We start from the raw sequence: 16,809 nt of genomic DNA on the forward strand, positions 1-16,809 counted from the left end.
TTCCAAATTCATCTAAATGTCCTGGATATATAAAAAATTATTTTAAGGAATACAAGTTACATGAATGCTAAAAATGGCATCAATAGGGTACAAACAATTATGTAGATAACCATTACTGCATTTTTTATATGGTTTCTTTAAACCAACCTTTTTCAGGACAATCATTTTTTCTTAACTTACTACATTAAAATTATAGATTGGACCAAGGCGAAGAAAACATAGAGTTGACTGACGAAATCAAGGCCGAACTGGATAGGCGTTTAGAAAGACACAAAACCGGCGAAGCCAAATATTTTACTTTGGAAGAGGCCAAGGCCTTATGGGCAAAAAAAAGAAATCAAAAGGAATAACGTATCCCTTTCACAAATCTACAATATGCTCATATATACTTCGACATAAATCCTTTTATTAGAGCAAGTTGTAATGAAAATTATTCAGTTTAAAAACGTATCTTGTATAGATGTGATTTGAACCCAATAACATCTAAGCCTTGCCTCTTAATATCTACAGCGAAAACGAAATCAGGGAGTTTGATAAAGTCCCTTTGCTCGATGATGAAGATAGGCAAACGTATCTTGATATATCATCGTCCACAGAGTACAGGGATTATTTTAGAAAACCTGTGAATTTTATGGTCTTTGTGCTCATGAAAGGGTACTTTAAATACAGCGGAAGGTTTTACAGGGTTAGTGAATTTCGAGAAGAAGATATCCAATTTGTCATTGAGCAAATGAATATCGCTTATATACCTGACTTTTCGGATTATGCCAGAAATACCTTTACCAGACAGAAAAAAATAATTGCAAAAAGCATCGGTGCCAGACTATTTGCGGATTGGAGGGAAAGTTTTGAAAAAGAAGTGGACGGCCTGGTAAGAACCGCGTTGAAACCCAAACAGATTATCAAGGCACTCGTTAGGATATGCCAGGAAAAGAAAGTCGAGCTACCTAGTTATCGCGTTTTTGTAGAAACAATATCGACTTCCCTGAAAAACCTCGAAAACGAACTTTTGGAAAAAGTAGGCCGATCATTGAGCGATGACCAAAAAAGTACAATTGACACCATCCTGAAAATGGAAAAATCCAGTGGGCAACCAATATCCCCGACGAACCCATACTTGATTACTACTATCAAGAGTCCCGAACAAGAAATTGCCCCAATGAAGATAAAGGAAAGTTTGACGGACTTTTCTATTGTGGCGGACCTGTATAGGGAGTTCCGAGATTGTCTTGATTCACTGGAACTATCCGACCAACTGTTGAACTACTATGCCGTTTGGTTGATCAAATCAACTCATATACAGTTCTTGGCATTAAAAGAGCAAGAGAAAAGACACCTTTATTTTTTGGCCTTTATCGTATACCAATACCGTATGCGCCAAGACCTTTTTGTAGATACCTTATTAAAATCTGTTCTGCGCTTTGAAAGTGAGGTCAAGAAATCCATAACAGAGGATTTTTTATCACAAAGACCGGTAAAATTAAAACAGACCCAAAAAATTATCAAAATGGTAAGGTCGCTTTCAGATTATGTAGATGATATGAGGAGCGCTGCCTTTAACGTTTCACGAACGGACAAGGAGAAAATTAACGAGATACAAGACGTTTTTTCGAGGATGGACAACTCAAGGGGAGAGAGACAAGCACAACGGAAAAAAATAGAGGAGGAGCTTGAAAAATTACAGAACTCATTGTCATCCGGTATGAAGGACCAAATGGTCAATGAAAAATATATTTCGGGTTATCGAAGGATACAGAACAGGGTTTCAGGAATCATTTCAGTTCTCGATTTTAATGTTGAAACATCCAACAAGGATATCTGTGAAGCAATAGATTACTTTAAGGCCAACACCAATATAACGAAACCGAAAAAACTACCGAAGGACTTTTTGGATGATAAAGGTAAAAGTGCCTTAAGGGCCAATAGGGAATCAGAATGGAAGCTTTGGAAAGTTCTATTTTTTATTAGGATAAAGGAACTAATAAAATCAGGCGCTCTTAACCTTAGGAATTCCAATAGATACAGAGCCGTAGAAGAGTACCTCATTTCAAGTGAGCGATGGAAACAACAAAAAGTCGAACTACTTAAGCGTGCAGGTCTTCCATTCAAAATTGAACCGGAAGCCTTTTTAAAGGACAGTACCATTTTGCTACATGACCAATATATCAAAACTAACAAGAACGTTTCACAAAATGAGCATTTAAGCTTTACCAAGTCCGGTTCCATAAGGGTTGCAACCCCGAAGGAAGATAAAAAAAAGGAAAGCAGTGGGCTTGTCAAGCTTTTGGAGAACGAGAACGGCTCCGTTATACCCTTGCCAATCGTTCTTTCGGAAATCAATACCACCTCAAAATTTATTGATTGTTTTTCCCATTTCTCCCTAAAAGGCCAGAAGGGGAGGCCATCAAATCAAGCGTTCTACGCAACAATTATTGCCATTGGATGCAATATTGGAACAGGGCGTATGGCCCAGATTTCAAATGGGATATCCGCGGGTAACCTTAACCATTTGGTAAAATGGTATTTCAGTAAAGAGAATTTGGATGCCGCCAATGGAAGACTGAACACAATGATAGATGAATTATCGCTCCCGAAAATCTATAAAAAGAGATTGAACGAGAATCACACCTCTAGTGACGGCCAAAAATTTAGCGTAACGGTTCCATCCATCCATGCCAATCACTCATACAAATATTTTGGTACCGGTAAAGGTGTGACAGCTTACAGTTTCATCGATGAGACCAGTAGTTTATTCTATAATACGGTAATAAGTTCGTCTGAGCGGGAGGCAGCCTATGTAATAGACGGATTGATGCACAATGAGGATGTGGAAAGCGACATTCATTCCACGGATACCCATGGGTACAGTGAAATCATATTTGCTATTACCAATGGTCTGGGTGTTTTCTTTGCTCCCAGAATCAAAAACCTCAAGAACCAAGTGCGATATACCTTCAGGGAAAATCCAAAAAGGTCATACGAAGCAATGAATTTCAATGTCTTACCGACGGCAACTCAATATATCGACAATAACCTCATTGTTGAACAATGGGACAATATCTTACGTCTGCTCGTGACGATTAAACTAAGGGAGATTACAGCATCTAGAATCCTGAAACGTTTAAGTTCATATTCCAAACAGCACCCGCTTTACAGGGCATTAAAACAAATTGGAAGGATATTTAAGACCTATTTTATCTTAAAATATATGGATGAATTGGATTTGCGTAAGTCGACCGAAAAGGCCTTGAATAGGATTGAAAACTCACATCAATTTGCCAAGGCAATTTTTTTTGGGAACAATCAGAGTATAAAAGCTGGGAGTAAAGAAGAACAAGAAGTTATCGTTGCAACCCGGCATTTGATTCAAAACGTTATAGTTCTGTGGAATTACCTTAAAATTAGTGAAAGACTTTCCAAGTGCGATTCTAAGGGTGTTGAGGAAATCCTATCTATTGTAAAAAACGGTTCGATAATGACTTGGCAGCACATAAACATTCATGGTGAGTACAATTTTCAAAGATTATTTTCCGATGGTGAGAAGAGCTCGCTTGAGTTCGAAAAGATAAAGCAGCTAAATATTGATAGCTTGGTCTCTCTACGATAAAAACATACTACTGAAAATCAATAATTTATATCTTCTATGGTGCAAATCCTCAATATCTACCATGGAGGCCAGTATTCTTCTGAAACCTTCCATTCCACGGGATTACTTGCTGTCTCGCTTTCATACCTATTTATGATCCTACGCAACTTTCCAAAGCTGGATGGATGACTCCAACTTGGCGGCCCCATTTTATTTAAAATATTTAGAGCGGCCTTATCATCCCGATCTAATGCCATCGCTTTTACTTTTTTATAACTCTCAGTATAATTTTTACTCCCGCTAACAAGTTGAGATAGTCCTACATAAAAATGAAATTTATTTGGCGCCGCGTGTATCATTTTTGTAGCTAAAAACGATCCCCACGATGAACCCGAAATGATTATTTTTTCTTGACCCAATTTTTTTCGAATGTAATCACTTACTTCAAGACCATCTTTTACCAGAAGATCTACACTCAACTTATTATTGGTAATCATGTCTAAAGTGAGCTCTTCTGACTCCAATTGCGCTAGATATGTTCTCCCAGAACCTCTTTGATCCCAGTGAACAATGGTAAAGTTTTCTTCGAAATCTTGGAAAAGACTATCGTGATACTTGCTTAAAGGAATTCCTGGACCTCCATGTACCATTAAGACTATGGGATTCGAACAATCTTTACCTTTTATTGTAACCCATTGTGGTACACCTCCGATAAGCACATACTGGGCTTCGTTTAACTCGGATTTTATATTGCTGTTAGGTTGGCAAGACTCATGAAGAAATACTTTTTCTTTTATTTGAGCTTGATTTGAAAAACAAGAAAACAAGCTTATAAACATAATGATTAGTAATCTAACTTTTAGATTCATGATTTACACTTTATTTTATAAACCCAAGACGAACGTGAAGAGAAAATGTTTCAGGTTGTTGAAAAATATTGAACAAATTGCCAGCTAAGGCAGCCGCATACTCTCACCGCCAATCTAAAAGCCCACCGGACTTTGTATATTGTCACGTGTATCATAATTTATATATTATCAAACAGTAACTTTTTGATAATTAACATTTTAACACTATCTTAAAAAGACTAACCTAAAATTTGTCTTTTTGAAATAACTACCTACAATTTGACGTAGGAAAACTATTTAATTATAAACCGCGTTCAAATAGGCATAATTCTTTAATGCCTATGCATGTCTTGACTTTTAGGATTAGCCATATCGGGAAAGTGTATTCGATACACATAGAACGTGAGGTTTTCCACTTATTTAAAACCAAAAAAGAAGCAAAGGATTATATCAGGAAGTACAAAAATGTGCTTACGGATAATCTGCCAATCATGTTGAACCTTCAAATGCAATTGGAGATGCTGAGAAATCAGCATTACCAGTTTATGAACACAAGGTTACAGCGTGAACTTTATCAAAATTTGGTAGATTTTGAAAAAGAATTTGCTTTGATTTTTTGGAACAACGGAGGAGATAATTTTACCTATGTGCAGTTTAACAAAATTAGGGTTGCAATGAATATCATCGACAACGCTATAGCTATAATTAAAAGGTATGGTCAAGTCAATAAGCACAAGGTTCTCCTTAACCAGTTGTATGCAATAGAAAAGATATTTATTCTAATGCAAAAAAATTACAATCAAGAGGTTAGGGGTCTTTATGTTGCGCATGGTTACAGGGAAGGTTTAAGAACATTAAAACCTTCTATAAATGAAAAGCATACACCTTACAAAGCATCCTAGTTTATTAAAAGATTGTTTCACTATTATAAAAATTCACTCTGACTATTGGAAAGTTGGCGAGAATTTTAACGTTTATTCTTATCAAGGCGTAAAGGATTATGCCGACGACAAACTGTTGACTTCTGTCGAGCTTGTTGCTAAGCAAACAAAACGACTTGAGGAAATTAACGCTTGGGATAGTTTTTACTATAATGACTTTTCCCCAAGAATATTAAAGGAGATTTTAAGAAATCGGTATGAAAATGCTGATTTACTTTTATTCGATGTACTTCTTTTTTCTAATTGGTCTCACTCAAAAAAACTTCTTGATGTGACTCCTAGTTACGCACATCTCTTCAAAGACCTGAGAACACCTGTTAAATTGTCCAATCATGGAAAATAATTTATGCGCGTGGGTTAATAAAAATTACCTCATACGGTATTCTTTTAATTCAGTACCTAATAAAAGCTATTTGATTAGTTCATTTCCCTACGTTTCTTTCGTAGGCGAAACACTTGCAAATAAGCACTTTACAGCCCTTAAAACTTTCTCTGGGCAAAGGTATACGGTTCGTCTTAGAAGAGGCCTTAAAATTGATTTTGTTTCAAAATAACTAAAGGATTTATTCTATGCGAAAAGGTAGTATTTCTTGTTTAGCGGTTGAAAGTGCTTGGTTCAATCTCTCTATGACCTGTGGAATGGAAATAGAGGATTGTAAAAAACATATGAAGGATTTGGATAAGAGGTTTAAGGACGGGAAATTAACTAGACATGATATGTCTAGCGTTATTTACAATTCCTTTCTTTTTTATAAAACAAATCAATCCCTATTGAACTACGAATTTCTTTAAATGAATGACACGGTACGTGTTCGTATTCATGGCTGTAATGATAAAGTAGGTACCACAAAAAGCGAGTGGGCTAAAAAAAATAAGGGTCTTTCTGATTTTTTAGTGCCTGAACACAATCAACTTTATATTAAGCTTTTGCAGTACGAGGGAAAATATTTCCATGCCAAGGGAATTGGAATTGAGGAAGTAGAACAATACTCCAATGAAGATACTGAGGACTGGATTCACAAAATGACCAATAGAAAGATTGCAAAGCATGGCTTCCAATCCGGTATGATGCTTTTTGTCGATGAAACAAAAGTAAAACGTTATTACCAAAAGGTAACAGGAAATTACAGGGTTCCAAGTTCTTTTGGTGGTGTTGTTTTTCAGGTAAACAAAAATGCTGGTTATATCGATTTTGAATTCTCAATTCCAAAATATCTATACGGTCACTCTCTTTGCGAATTTGTTCCGCAGCCCAAGAGTAGGACGGCAATGAAAGAGTTCCAAAGAATTTATGATTTGGATTTCCAACTATCCTTGGCCTATGATAGGTTCATGAAATTCTTGGATAAGTTCTTTTTGGACTTGTGCCATATGTTTGAACTCGATACCCTTTTAAATAATAAATATATAGAGGTTAGGCGTCTTGATTTCTGTAAGAACCAATATTTTAAGGACAAGGAAATCAGTTTGGACTATTTGAGCCATTTGAATTCCATTAACATTAGGCGCTATAAGAACAACGCTAAAATAACTAAAGAATATGGCACGGGATTGAGCTATAGCAAAGCGGATGGCTCTTATTTTAAGATATACCATAAAGGAACGGAATATATAAAAGCGGATGGAGGTGATTTAAAGAAGCATGAACATATAAACGCTGATTATATAGCTTCTCAGGAGCTTGATAAAAAGATAGCTGCTGTATATACCGAGAATAAGAACTTCATCAAATACCTTTTTAATAAAAGGACTAAAGGTGAAGATGTTGTAATAGACCCGGACTTAAGAAAAAGGTTAAAGGAAACGGTTAACGAAGTCTACAAGATGCAACCTTTTAAGACTGACTTTTTAAAAAGTGAAATGGATAAGATTTTAAGATATGAATCCAGTTTCCGAACCTCTTATTTTACCCAAGTTTATAAAAGAGGGATTTTTAGAAGAAAAGACCGTATGCACCGCATGTCAATGATTAAATATAATGAGACAAAGAAAAAGTATGATTCGAGGTATTTGGAGTTTGGCGAGAAGGTCGTGTTCAAGGAAAAAAGGAACCATGATATGATGAACGGTTATCTAAACCGAGATTGTCATTTTATGTTGGAAACCAATGTAATGATTAAGAATTATGAGCAAAAATCTTACATGAACTATGATGCTACAAAGGATTATTACAAGATTGAACCTTATCGACTGAACGGCACCATATTGCAAGGGAAGGACATAGGCACTTTTTCAAAACAGCTTTTTATAGAGCTCTATAAATCCTTTTTTACCGAGGTAAAGTACTATCAAGTAAAAGATGTTTCCAACTTTGACGACCTTCTGACAAAAGTTAGAAAGTATAATATCAATGCTGTTGAAAATGCTAGAAAATACAACGAATCGAATTCACATTTGGTTAGAAATTATAACGCAAGTCTTCCTGTTATAAATGGTCTTAAGGTTGGAAAGGTAGTGAAGCATGCAACCGATTTGTTGAAGCAAAGCGAGATCCTGGAGAAAGGCTTCAAAAAAGTATCTGTTATGCAGATAACCACAATTTTAAAGTTGATGGATGATGACGGATTGAGTTTAAAACAGGTATTCGTAAAACTTGGATTCACTGCAAATCAGCGTAGCAGATGGAGGAAGGAACTGAAGATTTTTGGTGTTTTTGACCAAACAATAATGAGGGCTAAAAAAGTCGATACTAGACTTGATTTTAGAGACTATTACCAAAATGCAGGTCACCGTAATAAAATAAATGACTGGTTTGTAAATAAAGAATTTCAAAGATATGGTTAAGGATAGAATACATGTTCCAAAGGATTTTCCTTGGGAAACACTTTACTTTTTAATGGACTGTGAAGGACATAGGGTAATATCAAAATTTGTTTCAAAAATGGTTGTTGATTATTCCGATATGAAATACAGGATTGAAAACCTTCAAATGGAAAACAATCTTTTGAAATCCGAAATAAAAAATATGCCGAAAAAATAGAACCTCTTTTTGTGCATCTACATTTGCTGTATAAATATTGAAAGTTTAAAAATTTATATAGTTATGAGTTCAAGGAAAAAACCGTTGTGGAAAAGAATTTTGATTCCTGTCGCCATTTTGTTGGCAGGGGCTTTGTTCAAGAACAAAGTTCTCGGAATGTGGAAGAAAATCCCTGTCGTAGGCAAAGTGGATTTGGAGGACAAAATAGGTGATAACGCTAAAAGCTAGGAACGATGAAAAAGTTATTTAGATACGGCGTTGAAGAGACGATGAAAATCGAAAATGAAAGCATTTATGCTGTTGTTATCGATTGTGGCACGGTAATTACCAATGATACTTTGGCAGCTATCAACGATTTACGTCATATAGACGTACAATTGCAGTTGGTTAGAAATGGGCAAGACCCAGTTGATATTTTCAACGGTCACTTGGATGAAATCCTAACAGGTTATTATGCTCAAGAGGTCGAGTACCTTTTAGCTAAAAAACCTTTTGGACTTACCCATAAGTTTACCATTGACTTAGACGGTGTTTTGGTCTTGAGCGGTGGGGATAAGTTATTCCTTACTATTGATGCTGGTGAAGCAGCCTTTACCAATTTGGACATAGCTAGGCCTTTGTCCTATGTTAAGGCTTATACCCTTCCTTCAAATGGTGTTCAAAGCCCAATTGCTTGTGTTAAGAGCCATTCCATCAATAACGGTGATATCGATATTGATATGGAATTGGGCGATAATGTGCAAAAGATTACTGCTGCATTGGATTTTACCGCTCCTTATGCCACAAGTGCAAAGGCAAAATTCAGTAACAACGTTACCGTTTTAGGTGATGGCGGTTATGAAAGAAGCTTGCCAAAAGAAGCTTTGGAGGCTGAAAACATCATGATGTTTGATGACAACCCAGAAAGCGACGTGAACCAACTTGTTGTGTTCAAAGCCAAAGACCGTGTATTGCATGGCGCTAAAATCAAGGCTAGACTTACTCAGGCTGCTGACGGATTGGCAAGGATTATCGTTAAATCTTACAAGAATATTTAATACCTAAGATTTAATGAAGCTCTGGCATATTCCCTTAAAGTTACAGGATGATTTCAATATGACCGACCAAGACGAGTTGGCTAAAGATTGGAATTCTGTCCTTAACTGGGAAAAAGACGCAACCGAGGAACATGAGGATAATATTAAACAATATTATGCCAAGTTGCACAAGCCGATTTACACAAAACTGTTACTACCGTTTTTGTACGTCTGGATTAAGAAAGAATTTAATGATATAATCGACCCTCCAAAAGAGGATAAAGGATTTTTAGATTAATGTATACAAGTTTCACATCTACAAAAAAACCAATGCTTACCCCTACAAAAGGGGGCGGGCTAGTTAAGGGTATAGGCGCTGTTAGTACGGCTGCTGGAATTCTTGGCTCAATAGTTCCAAAGGAGATAGTCAACAATACTGTTGGCGCTGCTTTAAAGCACGGTTGGAAGTGTTGGGGAGCTAGTGTCAACCCAGACAAGGCATCTGCCAATATAGCGCTTTGGGTGCCTCAGTTAAAGGATGCTGCCGAGTTTGCTATCAGGGCTAATGATAGTGCTTTAGAATCTAGGATTAATGCCTTTCATAAAAGGTATTATGAAGTTGGCGTTAAACATAGATGGTGGATTGAAAGAGGTGGTGCAAGGGATTGCACCAAGGAAGCGATACAACTTGAAATGGATGCTCTTTCTTTAGTAAAAACAGAAGCTGTAAGGGCTTTTCAGGAAGAACTTAATGAAAGAGGTCATACAATGGTTCCTTCGACCCCTATAACCCATGCAATACCCGCCAATGGTGCAATTGATTTACCTGCAACTACTTGGACGGTAGAGCAATATAGGGTTGTCCTTGGCAAAAAGAACGTTGTCAGCAATGTTGTTGATGTCGTTACTGGTGGAAGCTCAGGAAGTGGGATTTTACCGCTTGTTTTGAGCGCTGTGGGATTTGTAATGTTTAGAAAAAAAATATTCTAATGGCAAAAGTTTTGATTAAAAATAAGGTGAATGCAAAAGTTTGGAAATGTACCCCCCCAAACTATTTGGAGTGGCCTATATAAAAGAGGTTGGTAATAAGACCTTTAAGTACAAATCCTTCAAGGATTATATGAATGGGGTACACATTGTAAAATTTGAGAAATAATGATGAATATTTTCGGTACAACTAGAAGGCGCTCTAATAAAATCAGATGGTGCGTTAAGAAAAAGGTAAAAGGCAGAGCTAGGATTATTAGCAAGCATGTTTACAAAAAGAACGCAACTAAGAAGGCCAAAGGCATTAAAGGTGCTTATGTAGCCAAATTCAAGTCTTAATAAAATTATAGTTAGGTAGGTTCTGAAAGCCCTCATTTATTAGGAAGTGAGGGCTTTTTTTAAAAGTAATGTTATGAATCAAAAATTAGGAAATCGTAAACAAAAAAAGACTGCTGCCATAGTCGCTATTGGTGTGGCTATATGGTATTTCTTTTTTAATAAGAAGGATGATTTAAAGGCCACCGTTGAGGGTGGTGTAGGTGAATTTGGTTCACCGGGCACCAATGGCATTTTAGATGACCTTGTAAGTACCGATTTAAAGACACCTTCTTATGTTCCGTCAAAAGTTAGGTTTGGAACGGTAAAGACGCCGTCTTTTAAAGCAAGTGTTAAACCAGAAACTTTTAGTTATGAAAAAACTTGCTGTAATCATCTTTAGCAATCCTATTTTCTTTGGAGTTGGATTTGTCCTACTCTTTCTTAGGTTTTCTAATTTATTTTCTTCCGATGATGAGGGAAGTAGAATTCCTTTTAACGAAAAAGGTTCTACGTTAACTGAAGCTCAGGCTCTTTCTAGAGCTGATGTTTTGCATCAAGCAATGAAGAATCCCGGTACTAAGGAAAATGAAATTTACGAAACATTAAGAGTGTTGTCTAAGCCTGACTTTGCTAAAGTTTATAGATTATTTGGCGCAAGAATATATAACACTTGGCTAGGTGTTACGGGTGGTGTAGCTGCTGGTGATGCTAATAGGGATTTAATTTATTGGCTGAATAATGAATTGAATGCAGAGGAGAAAAGAGAGTTAAGTAGGCTTAACCCCGAATTAGAATTGTTTTAATTTTTTTCTTTTTGTAGCTCTTCCATGCAAAAATCCTATTAAATAAATGACAGCTAAAAAAACTAATAAAATAACTATTTGCCACGGGCCTAAGAATGCTAAAAACATAACTATATAATTAAAAACTTACCTAAAATATGAAAAATTTGAACACCAAGACATTTATACTCGGTGTATTGGCTATTACAATCGCTGTGCCACTCTTGTTGGTCGCTGCTGTTGTTTGCTCCCCGTTCCTTTTGATAGGCTATGCATATGTGGAATGGTTCCAATACAAGGATGGTCTTAACAAGCGAAAACTGAATTACGAATTAACGTGCAAACGTGAAAGATTGAAGTTATGAATTTGAGTACAAATTTTGTTTTAAATGAGTTCCTTTTGAATTACGAGGGAAAACCAAGCTCGGTGCAAATGAGGAATTTGGAACTGCTTGCAGACGAATTGCAGACCCTTCGTAATTATGTCGGTAAACCGATAATAATAAGTTCTGGGCTTAGAAGTTTCCAGCACAATTTAGAAGTTGGTGGCGCAACGCATAGCCAGCATTTATACGGTACTGCTGCTGATTTTAAAGCCGTTGGAATGACAACTTTGGAACTGGCAAATGCAATTGAGCATTTAATAGGTATTGGTCAAATGAAACAAGGTGGACTGGGTATTTATGATACATGGATTCATTACGATATAAGGGGTGAAAAAGCCCGTTGGGACAATCGAAAAAAAAAAGCATGGACAGCTTCGTAGAGGTTTTCCTCGCTTCAATAATATCAACTTTTTTTATATGGTTGGTTGTCCAACCAATATGGAAACAGAATTTTAAAAAACAGCGTTAATGTTTAGAAAGGTTTGGTTTTGTTGGATTATGTGCCATAAGGAACAATTAAAAATATATGGAGGTACGTCTTTGGCTACCTTTTTCAATGTTGGTTTTATGAGTGAAGTTGCAGTTTTCCTTCAAATTATTTTAACAGCTGTAACCATTTGGTACACAATAAGAAAAGGAAGAAAAAAATGAAAAAAATTTTAGAATGGCTTAGCGGGGGTATCATCAAGGATTTGGGCAATATCGTTGATGACCTTACTACCACCAAAGAAGAAAAGGAAATTCTTAAAAATCGTCTTGTAAATATGATTTTACAACATGCTTTAGAGTCTAACAAACTAAAGGCTGCAATAATAGGCGAAGAAGCTAGGGGCAATTTTTTGCAAAGGTCATGGAGACCTATTGTAATGCTTGCTTTCGCTGCTGTCGTTGTCTTTCAGTTTTTTCTATATCCCGTTATAAAGTCTTTTAAACCTGAACTTCCAGAACTTCCAGTTTTGGAACGTCCTTTTTGGGATTTACTTATGATAGGTATAGGCGGCTATGTTGTTGGTCGTTCCGCTGAAAAAATAGTTCCTCAATTGTCATTTAATAAAAGCGAAAAATAATGCAAGTACACAAGACTTTTATCGGTGGAGGAGGAGGGAACTTTGTTCCCATTGCTGCGGGTTCTCCTGATGTGCCTGAGGTTTGGTTAGGAAACGAGGTTCAAAAAGCGTTGGTTAATCCAAAGGATGCTAATACTATTTACATTACAAAAGACGGTGGTGTAGCGGGTGTTGTCAATATGTGGCGTACTGGCGCTGGTGTTCCTAACAACACTGTTGGTTCTGATGGTGATTTGTATTTAAACACTATCACTGATGAATATTACCAAAGGGAAAATGGTATTTATGTTTTAAAAGGTGATTTAACAGGGGCTGACGGCGCTGATGGCGCTGATGGTTCTGGTGGTTTTATTGCTAATGCATGGCTACCAGTTTGGAAGGTCAACGGTTTAACAATGTCTGGCGGTTCTGGTTCTACTGGTTGGCTCGCTGGTAACATTTTTAATTTTACAGCCTATAAGGTCTTAAACGATGTCGCTAACGGTCTTGTAACGGTTGAAGGGCTTCCCTTTCCTTCTTTGATGCGTTCTATTGTACATACCGAGGTTGACGGATTTAGTCAAGCTGTTGATAGTTTCCACGGTCTCGTAAATGATGCTGAAAGCATTATCAATCTTAGAACGTCTATAGGTGGACAATCGGCTAACGCTTCTGGAAGCTTTACAAATGGAATATTAATTGTTACGGGTTCAATCCCTTTAAATATAGCTTAATATGAAAAAGCGCTTTATAACATTTTCATCTTTAATCCTTGTTTGTGCTCTTTCTGCTCAAACAATAGCTGTTGGTGACAATCCAGTTAATGGAACTGTCGGCGGTTCTTTAGCTCCTGCCGACCAAGCGAAATTGGACAATTTGACCGTTACGAGTCCCATTGATTTGGATGCCCTTGTAACGGATTTTGTCCAGAATGGCACAAATGGAACCACCTTTTTTGAAATAGGGACACATGCTACCAATAATATAGAGATTGGCGCCAGTGGTTCACTTGGCGGTACTCCTTATGTTAGAATACAAGGTGGCGGAACAGCCACTCAAAACCCTTTGTTATATTTCACTGATAATCATGCTTCCTTGACCAATTATACGGCTGCTGACGCTTTAGCAGTTGGTGCCACCTCCTTGATTACAAGGGGCATCATGACCGATTATGTAGACGGCGCTGTAGGCGGTGGCGGTGGTATAACTTGGGCTACCCCTGTAAATAATAATATTGTTGCTTCTATTGGTACTGGTTCTTCTTACCAGATAGGTATAGTTCAGGAGCCTTTTTGGATGGGTCATTTTAAATATGTAATCGCACAAGGTGAGGGTCAGGGCGGTAATTTTCAGGTTTTCGACGCTCTTTCCGATAAAAGTTGGCAGTTCGGAAATACCCAGAATTTATTTAATGCGGGTGTTGCTACGAATCCCCTTGACTTTAAATTTGTTTTTGAAAACAATCAAGTTGATGCTTCCCAGTACACTTTAAACCATACTGGTAGTGCCGTAAATCCAAATGATTTGGTTCCGCTAAAGGATTTTGATTTAAATGCACCTCCTGTTGATGAATACGTTTCGGTCACTAATATTCCCTTGGAATGGCATTCTTTTGGGGATTTGGCGAATCCTTCATCTGCTACAGTATTCACTACGGACACTTCAAAACGCCTTAGGGGTGGTAGTGCTAAATATTTGATAAACACAGCGAGTAAACCAACCGTTGATGGCAGCAACGTTAACGATAATGGCGCTTCATGGGAGGCCAATACCGATAAATATTTGGTAATATGGTTTGATGGCGTCAATGTTCACCATTTTTATTTGGATTGATGAGACTTTATATTTTGTTCTTTTTTTTGCTTTCGTTCATTGGTCTGAGTTCCCAGACACTTGACGATATGCTTTTATTGGCTCAACATCAATCAGGTCTTTCAGTTCCTGCCAGCAACTTATATCCTTATAATGATGCTGCCGACCCTAATAATGAAACAAATGCTGTTAATCCAGCTTGGGGCAATGTTTTTAGCAATGCAACGACTTTGACGTACACTTCTGTTTCTGATGGTTTTGGCGGTTTCGCGATAAGGGGCGAAATAGATGGAAGTGACGCTGCAAGGGCAAAAGTCGATTTAGGCTCAATACCAGCGGGAACATATACCCTCACAACCGAAATGAGGGGACAGGGAACAAACGCTCGTATGAGGCTTATTAATCCGACTAATGCAACAATCAGTAGTCAACCTTTGACCACGACAAATTTAGATTGGACGCCCATGAGCGTTACCATGACCGTTTCCTCTACTGCAAATATTACCCTAAACATAGATTTCTTTTCATCCACTGAAGCTTCTGGGCAGGCGGTTGAAATTAAATTTATTTCAATAACACTTTGATGAAAAACCTCTTTATTTTATTTGTACTTATGTTTCCTCTGTTTGTTCTTTCTCAGACACATTTGGATGAAATACAAAATCTTGATGAAACCGGAATAGATTGTGGTGGTTCAAGTGGAAACCCATGTGTAAACGGCAAGGCTATAAAAGCCTATCCCTCTGCTGAGGGAGCGGGTAAATATGCTACAGGAGGTAGGGCGGGCGTTGTTTATAAGGTTACAAATTGCAACAATAGTGGATTGGGTTCTTTGAACTATGGAATGACCCAGATTTCAGGCGCAAGAATCATTGTTTTTCAAGTAGGTTGCTTAATAGACAAACTTGAGCAGGAAACGGTAATAACGGACAATAACATATCCTTATATGCCCAAACTGCCCCATCTGATTCTGGGGGAGTAACCTTAGCAAACGGAAATTATTATTGGAGGGGTGACAATTACATATGCACCAATATGCGTTTTGCCTCTGGTGATTTTGGATACAAGGACGCACAGGGCAATATCGTTGATTCTAGCGCTTCCCTTCAGGGCACGGCCGACGCCGTTGGCCTAAGGGATGTGAATAGGGCAATTTTTTCGTTCAACTCCGTTAGGTACGGTGTTGACGAAAACATGAGCGCTTCCCATAGTAACTATATTACCTTTTCACATAATATCATAGCCCTTGCATTGGCTTATGCGAATCATGGTGATGGTAATGGATTGCATTCAATGGCTGGAATCATAGATAAATCGAATTCCCCGGGTTATGTATCACACCTAAAAAACTATGCTCCTCATAATGATAGTAGAAATTTAAGAAGTTCCCAATCCGTTTACGAAATGATAAACGATGTATTTTACGGCTTTAGAGGCCAAAATACATTTGGTTCTGGACAGACTTTTAGTGCCATGTACAACCATTGGCAAAAAAGAACAGGTCAAGATGTTTACAATGGGCAGACTTTTGCCCAACAAAATGACGCTACTTGGGGTTTTGGTGGTGCTGTTTATTTTGAGGGCAATACCAGAAACCATTCGGTAAATGTAATGTTTGATGCCGATTATGATACTGAGGTTGTTGCCTCCCGTGAGCTTGCTTTTAGTAGCGGTCCGATGGTAATTTGGAACTCCACACAAGTTGTTGATTCCGTACTTGCCTATGCTGGCGCCCTTCCAAGGGATGCTATAGATTTAGAGGTAATTGCCGATTATTCTAATGATACTGGACATTTTATAAATTCCCAATCAGAAAAGGGAGGTTTTCATCCCGTTGCACAGGGCACTCCGTGGCCTGATGTGGATAATGACGGAATAGATGATAATTGGGAATCCCTTAATGGTCTCAATGTGGGTCTTGATGATGCTATGGACTATACATTGAGTAATGAATATCCAAACGTCGAATTATGGGTACATGATTTAGACCCTAGATTAAAGGGTACTGTTTCACAACCGCCTGTGGTTGCTTCTTCAAGTCTAATTAAGGCTAACAGGTCAATAATTAATGGTAAAAGGTTAAAGCTTAATAATTATTAAAAAAAA

The 16,809-nt window shown here is 37.5% G+C and carries 20 protein-coding genes; 19 read left to right on the forward strand and 1 reads right to left on the reverse strand.

From position 1 onward, the window contains the following. Positions 1 to 197 precede the first annotated feature (197 nt). Together LV704_RS18085 and LV704_RS18090 are read left to right on the forward strand one after the other, a co-directional pair. Positions 198 to 350, forward strand: a complete 153-nt coding sequence (locus LV704_RS18085) for an addiction module protein (protein WP_163422283.1) — start codon at positions 198 to 200, stop codon at positions 348 to 350. 140 nt (positions 351 to 490) lie between these two features. After that, complete coding sequence (locus LV704_RS18090; protein ID WP_163422282.1) at positions 491 to 3,607, forward strand: Tn3 family transposase; 3,117 nt, start codon at positions 491 to 493, stop codon at positions 3,605 to 3,607. Between the two features lie 56 nt (positions 3,608 to 3,663). Here LV704_RS18090 and LV704_RS18095 read toward each other — a convergent pair whose 3' ends face one another. Beyond that, positions 3,664 to 4,455 (reverse strand): alpha/beta fold hydrolase, encoded by a 792-nt coding sequence (locus LV704_RS18095; RefSeq protein WP_163422281.1) that lies wholly within the window; start codon positions 4,453 to 4,455, stop codon positions 3,664 to 3,666. Positions 4,456 to 4,814: 359 nt separating this feature from the next. Here LV704_RS18095 and LV704_RS18100 point away from each other — a divergent pair, with 359 nt between their 5' ends. From LV704_RS18100 to LV704_RS18180, 17 genes are all read left to right on the forward strand, one after another. Continuing rightward, positions 4,815 to 5,336: a hypothetical protein gene (locus LV704_RS18100; RefSeq protein ID WP_163422280.1), complete on the forward strand. Its 522-nt coding sequence runs from the start codon at positions 4,815 to 4,817 to the stop codon at positions 5,334 to 5,336. Beyond that, positions 5,305 to 5,718, forward strand: a complete 414-nt coding sequence (locus tag LV704_RS18105; RefSeq protein WP_163422279.1) for a hypothetical protein — start codon at positions 5,305 to 5,307, stop codon at positions 5,716 to 5,718. Before LV704_RS18100 ends, LV704_RS18105 begins: the two co-directional genes overlap by 32 nt. Before the next feature lie 449 nt (positions 5,719 to 6,167). After that, positions 6,168 to 8,159, forward strand: coding sequence for a hypothetical protein (locus LV704_RS18110; RefSeq protein WP_163422278.1), 1,992 nt, complete (start codon positions 6,168 to 6,170; stop codon positions 8,157 to 8,159). A gap of 259 nt (positions 8,160 to 8,418) precedes the next feature. Further along, entirely contained in the window at positions 8,419 to 8,583 is a 165-nt protein-coding gene (locus tag LV704_RS18115; protein WP_163422277.1) for a hypothetical protein, read from the forward strand. Between the two features lie 5 nt (positions 8,584 to 8,588). Then, on the forward strand, positions 8,589 to 9,392 hold the full coding sequence (locus LV704_RS18120) for a hypothetical protein (RefSeq protein WP_163422276.1): 804 nt from the start codon (positions 8,589 to 8,591) through the stop codon (positions 9,390 to 9,392). 13 nt (positions 9,393 to 9,405) lie between these two features. Then, positions 9,406 to 9,669 (forward strand): hypothetical protein, encoded by a 264-nt coding sequence (locus tag LV704_RS18125; protein WP_163422275.1) that lies wholly within the window; start codon positions 9,406 to 9,408, stop codon positions 9,667 to 9,669. 32 nt (positions 9,670 to 9,701) lie between these two features. Beyond that, a complete protein-coding gene (locus tag LV704_RS18130) occupies positions 9,702 to 10,361 on the forward strand; it encodes a hypothetical protein (RefSeq protein WP_163422274.1) in 660 nt (219 codons plus the stop codon). Positions 10,362 to 10,770: 409 nt separating this feature from the next. Then, positions 10,771 to 11,076, forward strand: coding sequence for a hypothetical protein (locus tag LV704_RS18135; RefSeq protein WP_163422273.1), 306 nt, complete (start codon positions 10,771 to 10,773; stop codon positions 11,074 to 11,076). Then, positions 11,048 to 11,479, forward strand: coding sequence for a hypothetical protein (locus LV704_RS18140; RefSeq protein ID WP_163422272.1), 432 nt, complete (start codon positions 11,048 to 11,050; stop codon positions 11,477 to 11,479). Before LV704_RS18135 ends, LV704_RS18140 begins: the two co-directional genes overlap by 29 nt. A gap of 137 nt (positions 11,480 to 11,616) precedes the next feature. After that, positions 11,617 to 11,823, forward strand: coding sequence for a hypothetical protein (locus tag LV704_RS18145; RefSeq protein ID WP_163422271.1), 207 nt, complete (start codon positions 11,617 to 11,619; stop codon positions 11,821 to 11,823). A 68-nt stretch (positions 11,824 to 11,891) separates the two neighbouring features. Continuing rightward, a complete protein-coding gene (locus LV704_RS18150; protein WP_233782086.1) occupies positions 11,892 to 12,224 on the forward strand; it encodes a D-Ala-D-Ala carboxypeptidase family metallohydrolase in 333 nt (110 codons plus the stop codon). A gap of 88 nt (positions 12,225 to 12,312) precedes the next feature. Further along, positions 12,313 to 12,495: a hypothetical protein gene (locus LV704_RS18155; protein ID WP_163422269.1), complete on the forward strand. Its 183-nt coding sequence runs from the start codon at positions 12,313 to 12,315 to the stop codon at positions 12,493 to 12,495. Beyond that, on the forward strand, positions 12,492 to 12,911 hold the full coding sequence (locus tag LV704_RS18160; RefSeq protein ID WP_163422268.1) for a 3TM-type holin: 420 nt from the start codon (positions 12,492 to 12,494) through the stop codon (positions 12,909 to 12,911). The genes LV704_RS18155 and LV704_RS18160 overlap by 4 nt, the downstream gene beginning before the upstream one ends. After that, positions 12,911 to 13,624, forward strand: a complete 714-nt coding sequence (locus LV704_RS18165; protein ID WP_163422267.1) for a hypothetical protein — start codon at positions 12,911 to 12,913, stop codon at positions 13,622 to 13,624. The genes LV704_RS18160 and LV704_RS18165 overlap by 1 nt, the downstream gene beginning before the upstream one ends. Position 13,625: 1 nt before the next feature. After that, positions 13,626 to 14,723 carry a hypothetical protein gene (locus LV704_RS18170; RefSeq protein WP_163422266.1) on the forward strand — a complete coding sequence of 366 codons (1,098 nt, stop codon included), beginning with the start codon at positions 13,626 to 13,628 and terminating at the stop codon, positions 14,721 to 14,723. Further along, a complete protein-coding gene (locus LV704_RS18175) occupies positions 14,723 to 15,286 on the forward strand; it encodes a hypothetical protein (RefSeq protein WP_163422265.1) in 564 nt (187 codons plus the stop codon). Before LV704_RS18170 ends, LV704_RS18175 begins: the two co-directional genes overlap by 1 nt. Then, entirely contained in the window at positions 15,286 to 16,803 is a 1,518-nt protein-coding gene (locus LV704_RS18180; protein WP_163422264.1) for a hypothetical protein, read from the forward strand. Before LV704_RS18175 ends, LV704_RS18180 begins: the two co-directional genes overlap by 1 nt. Positions 16,804 to 16,809: the final 6 nt, after the last annotated feature.

The organism is Flagellimonas sp. CMM7, assembly GCF_021390195.1.
GTDB lineage: Bacteria > Bacteroidota > Bacteroidia > Flavobacteriales > Flavobacteriaceae > Flagellimonas.

Coding starts and splice junctions, on each gene's coding strand:
- LV704_RS18115 (WP_163422277.1), top strand. CDS start 8,419: ATGAGTTCAAGGAAAAAACCGTTGTGGAAAAGAATTTTGATTCCTGTC.
- LV704_RS18175 (WP_163422265.1), top strand. CDS start 14,723: ATGAGACTTTATATTTTGTTCTTTTTTTTGCTTTCGTTCATTGGTCTG.
- LV704_RS18110 (WP_163422278.1), top strand. CDS start 6,168: ATGAATGACACGGTACGTGTTCGTATTCATGGCTGTAATGATAAAGTA.
- LV704_RS18160 (WP_163422268.1), top strand. CDS start 12,492: ATGAAAAAAATTTTAGAATGGCTTAGCGGGGGTATCATCAAGGATTTG.
- LV704_RS18150 (WP_233782086.1), top strand. CDS start 11,892: ATGAGGAATTTGGAACTGCTTGCAGACGAATTGCAGACCCTTCGTAAT.
- LV704_RS18140 (WP_163422272.1), top strand. CDS start 11,048: ATGAAAAAACTTGCTGTAATCATCTTTAGCAATCCTATTTTCTTTGGA.
- LV704_RS18095 (WP_163422281.1), bottom strand. CDS start 4,455: ATGAATCTAAAAGTTAGATTACTAATCATTATGTTTATAAGCTTGTTT.
- LV704_RS18165 (WP_163422267.1), top strand. CDS start 12,911: ATGCAAGTACACAAGACTTTTATCGGTGGAGGAGGAGGGAACTTTGTT.
- LV704_RS18130 (WP_163422274.1), top strand. CDS start 9,702: ATGCTTACCCCTACAAAAGGGGGCGGGCTAGTTAAGGGTATAGGCGCT.
- LV704_RS18170 (WP_163422266.1), top strand. CDS start 13,626: ATGAAAAAGCGCTTTATAACATTTTCATCTTTAATCCTTGTTTGTGCT.
- LV704_RS18135 (WP_163422273.1), top strand. CDS start 10,771: ATGAATCAAAAATTAGGAAATCGTAAACAAAAAAAGACTGCTGCCATA.
- LV704_RS18155 (WP_163422269.1), top strand. CDS start 12,313: ATGTTTAGAAAGGTTTGGTTTTGTTGGATTATGTGCCATAAGGAACAA.
- LV704_RS18180 (WP_163422264.1), top strand. CDS start 15,286: ATGAAAAACCTCTTTATTTTATTTGTACTTATGTTTCCTCTGTTTGTT.
- LV704_RS18105 (WP_163422279.1), top strand. CDS start 5,305: ATGAAAAGCATACACCTTACAAAGCATCCTAGTTTATTAAAAGATTGT.
- LV704_RS18125 (WP_163422275.1), top strand. CDS start 9,406: ATGAAGCTCTGGCATATTCCCTTAAAGTTACAGGATGATTTCAATATG.
- LV704_RS18120 (WP_163422276.1), top strand. CDS start 8,589: ATGAAAAAGTTATTTAGATACGGCGTTGAAGAGACGATGAAAATCGAA.
- LV704_RS18145 (WP_163422271.1), top strand. CDS start 11,617: ATGAAAAATTTGAACACCAAGACATTTATACTCGGTGTATTGGCTATT.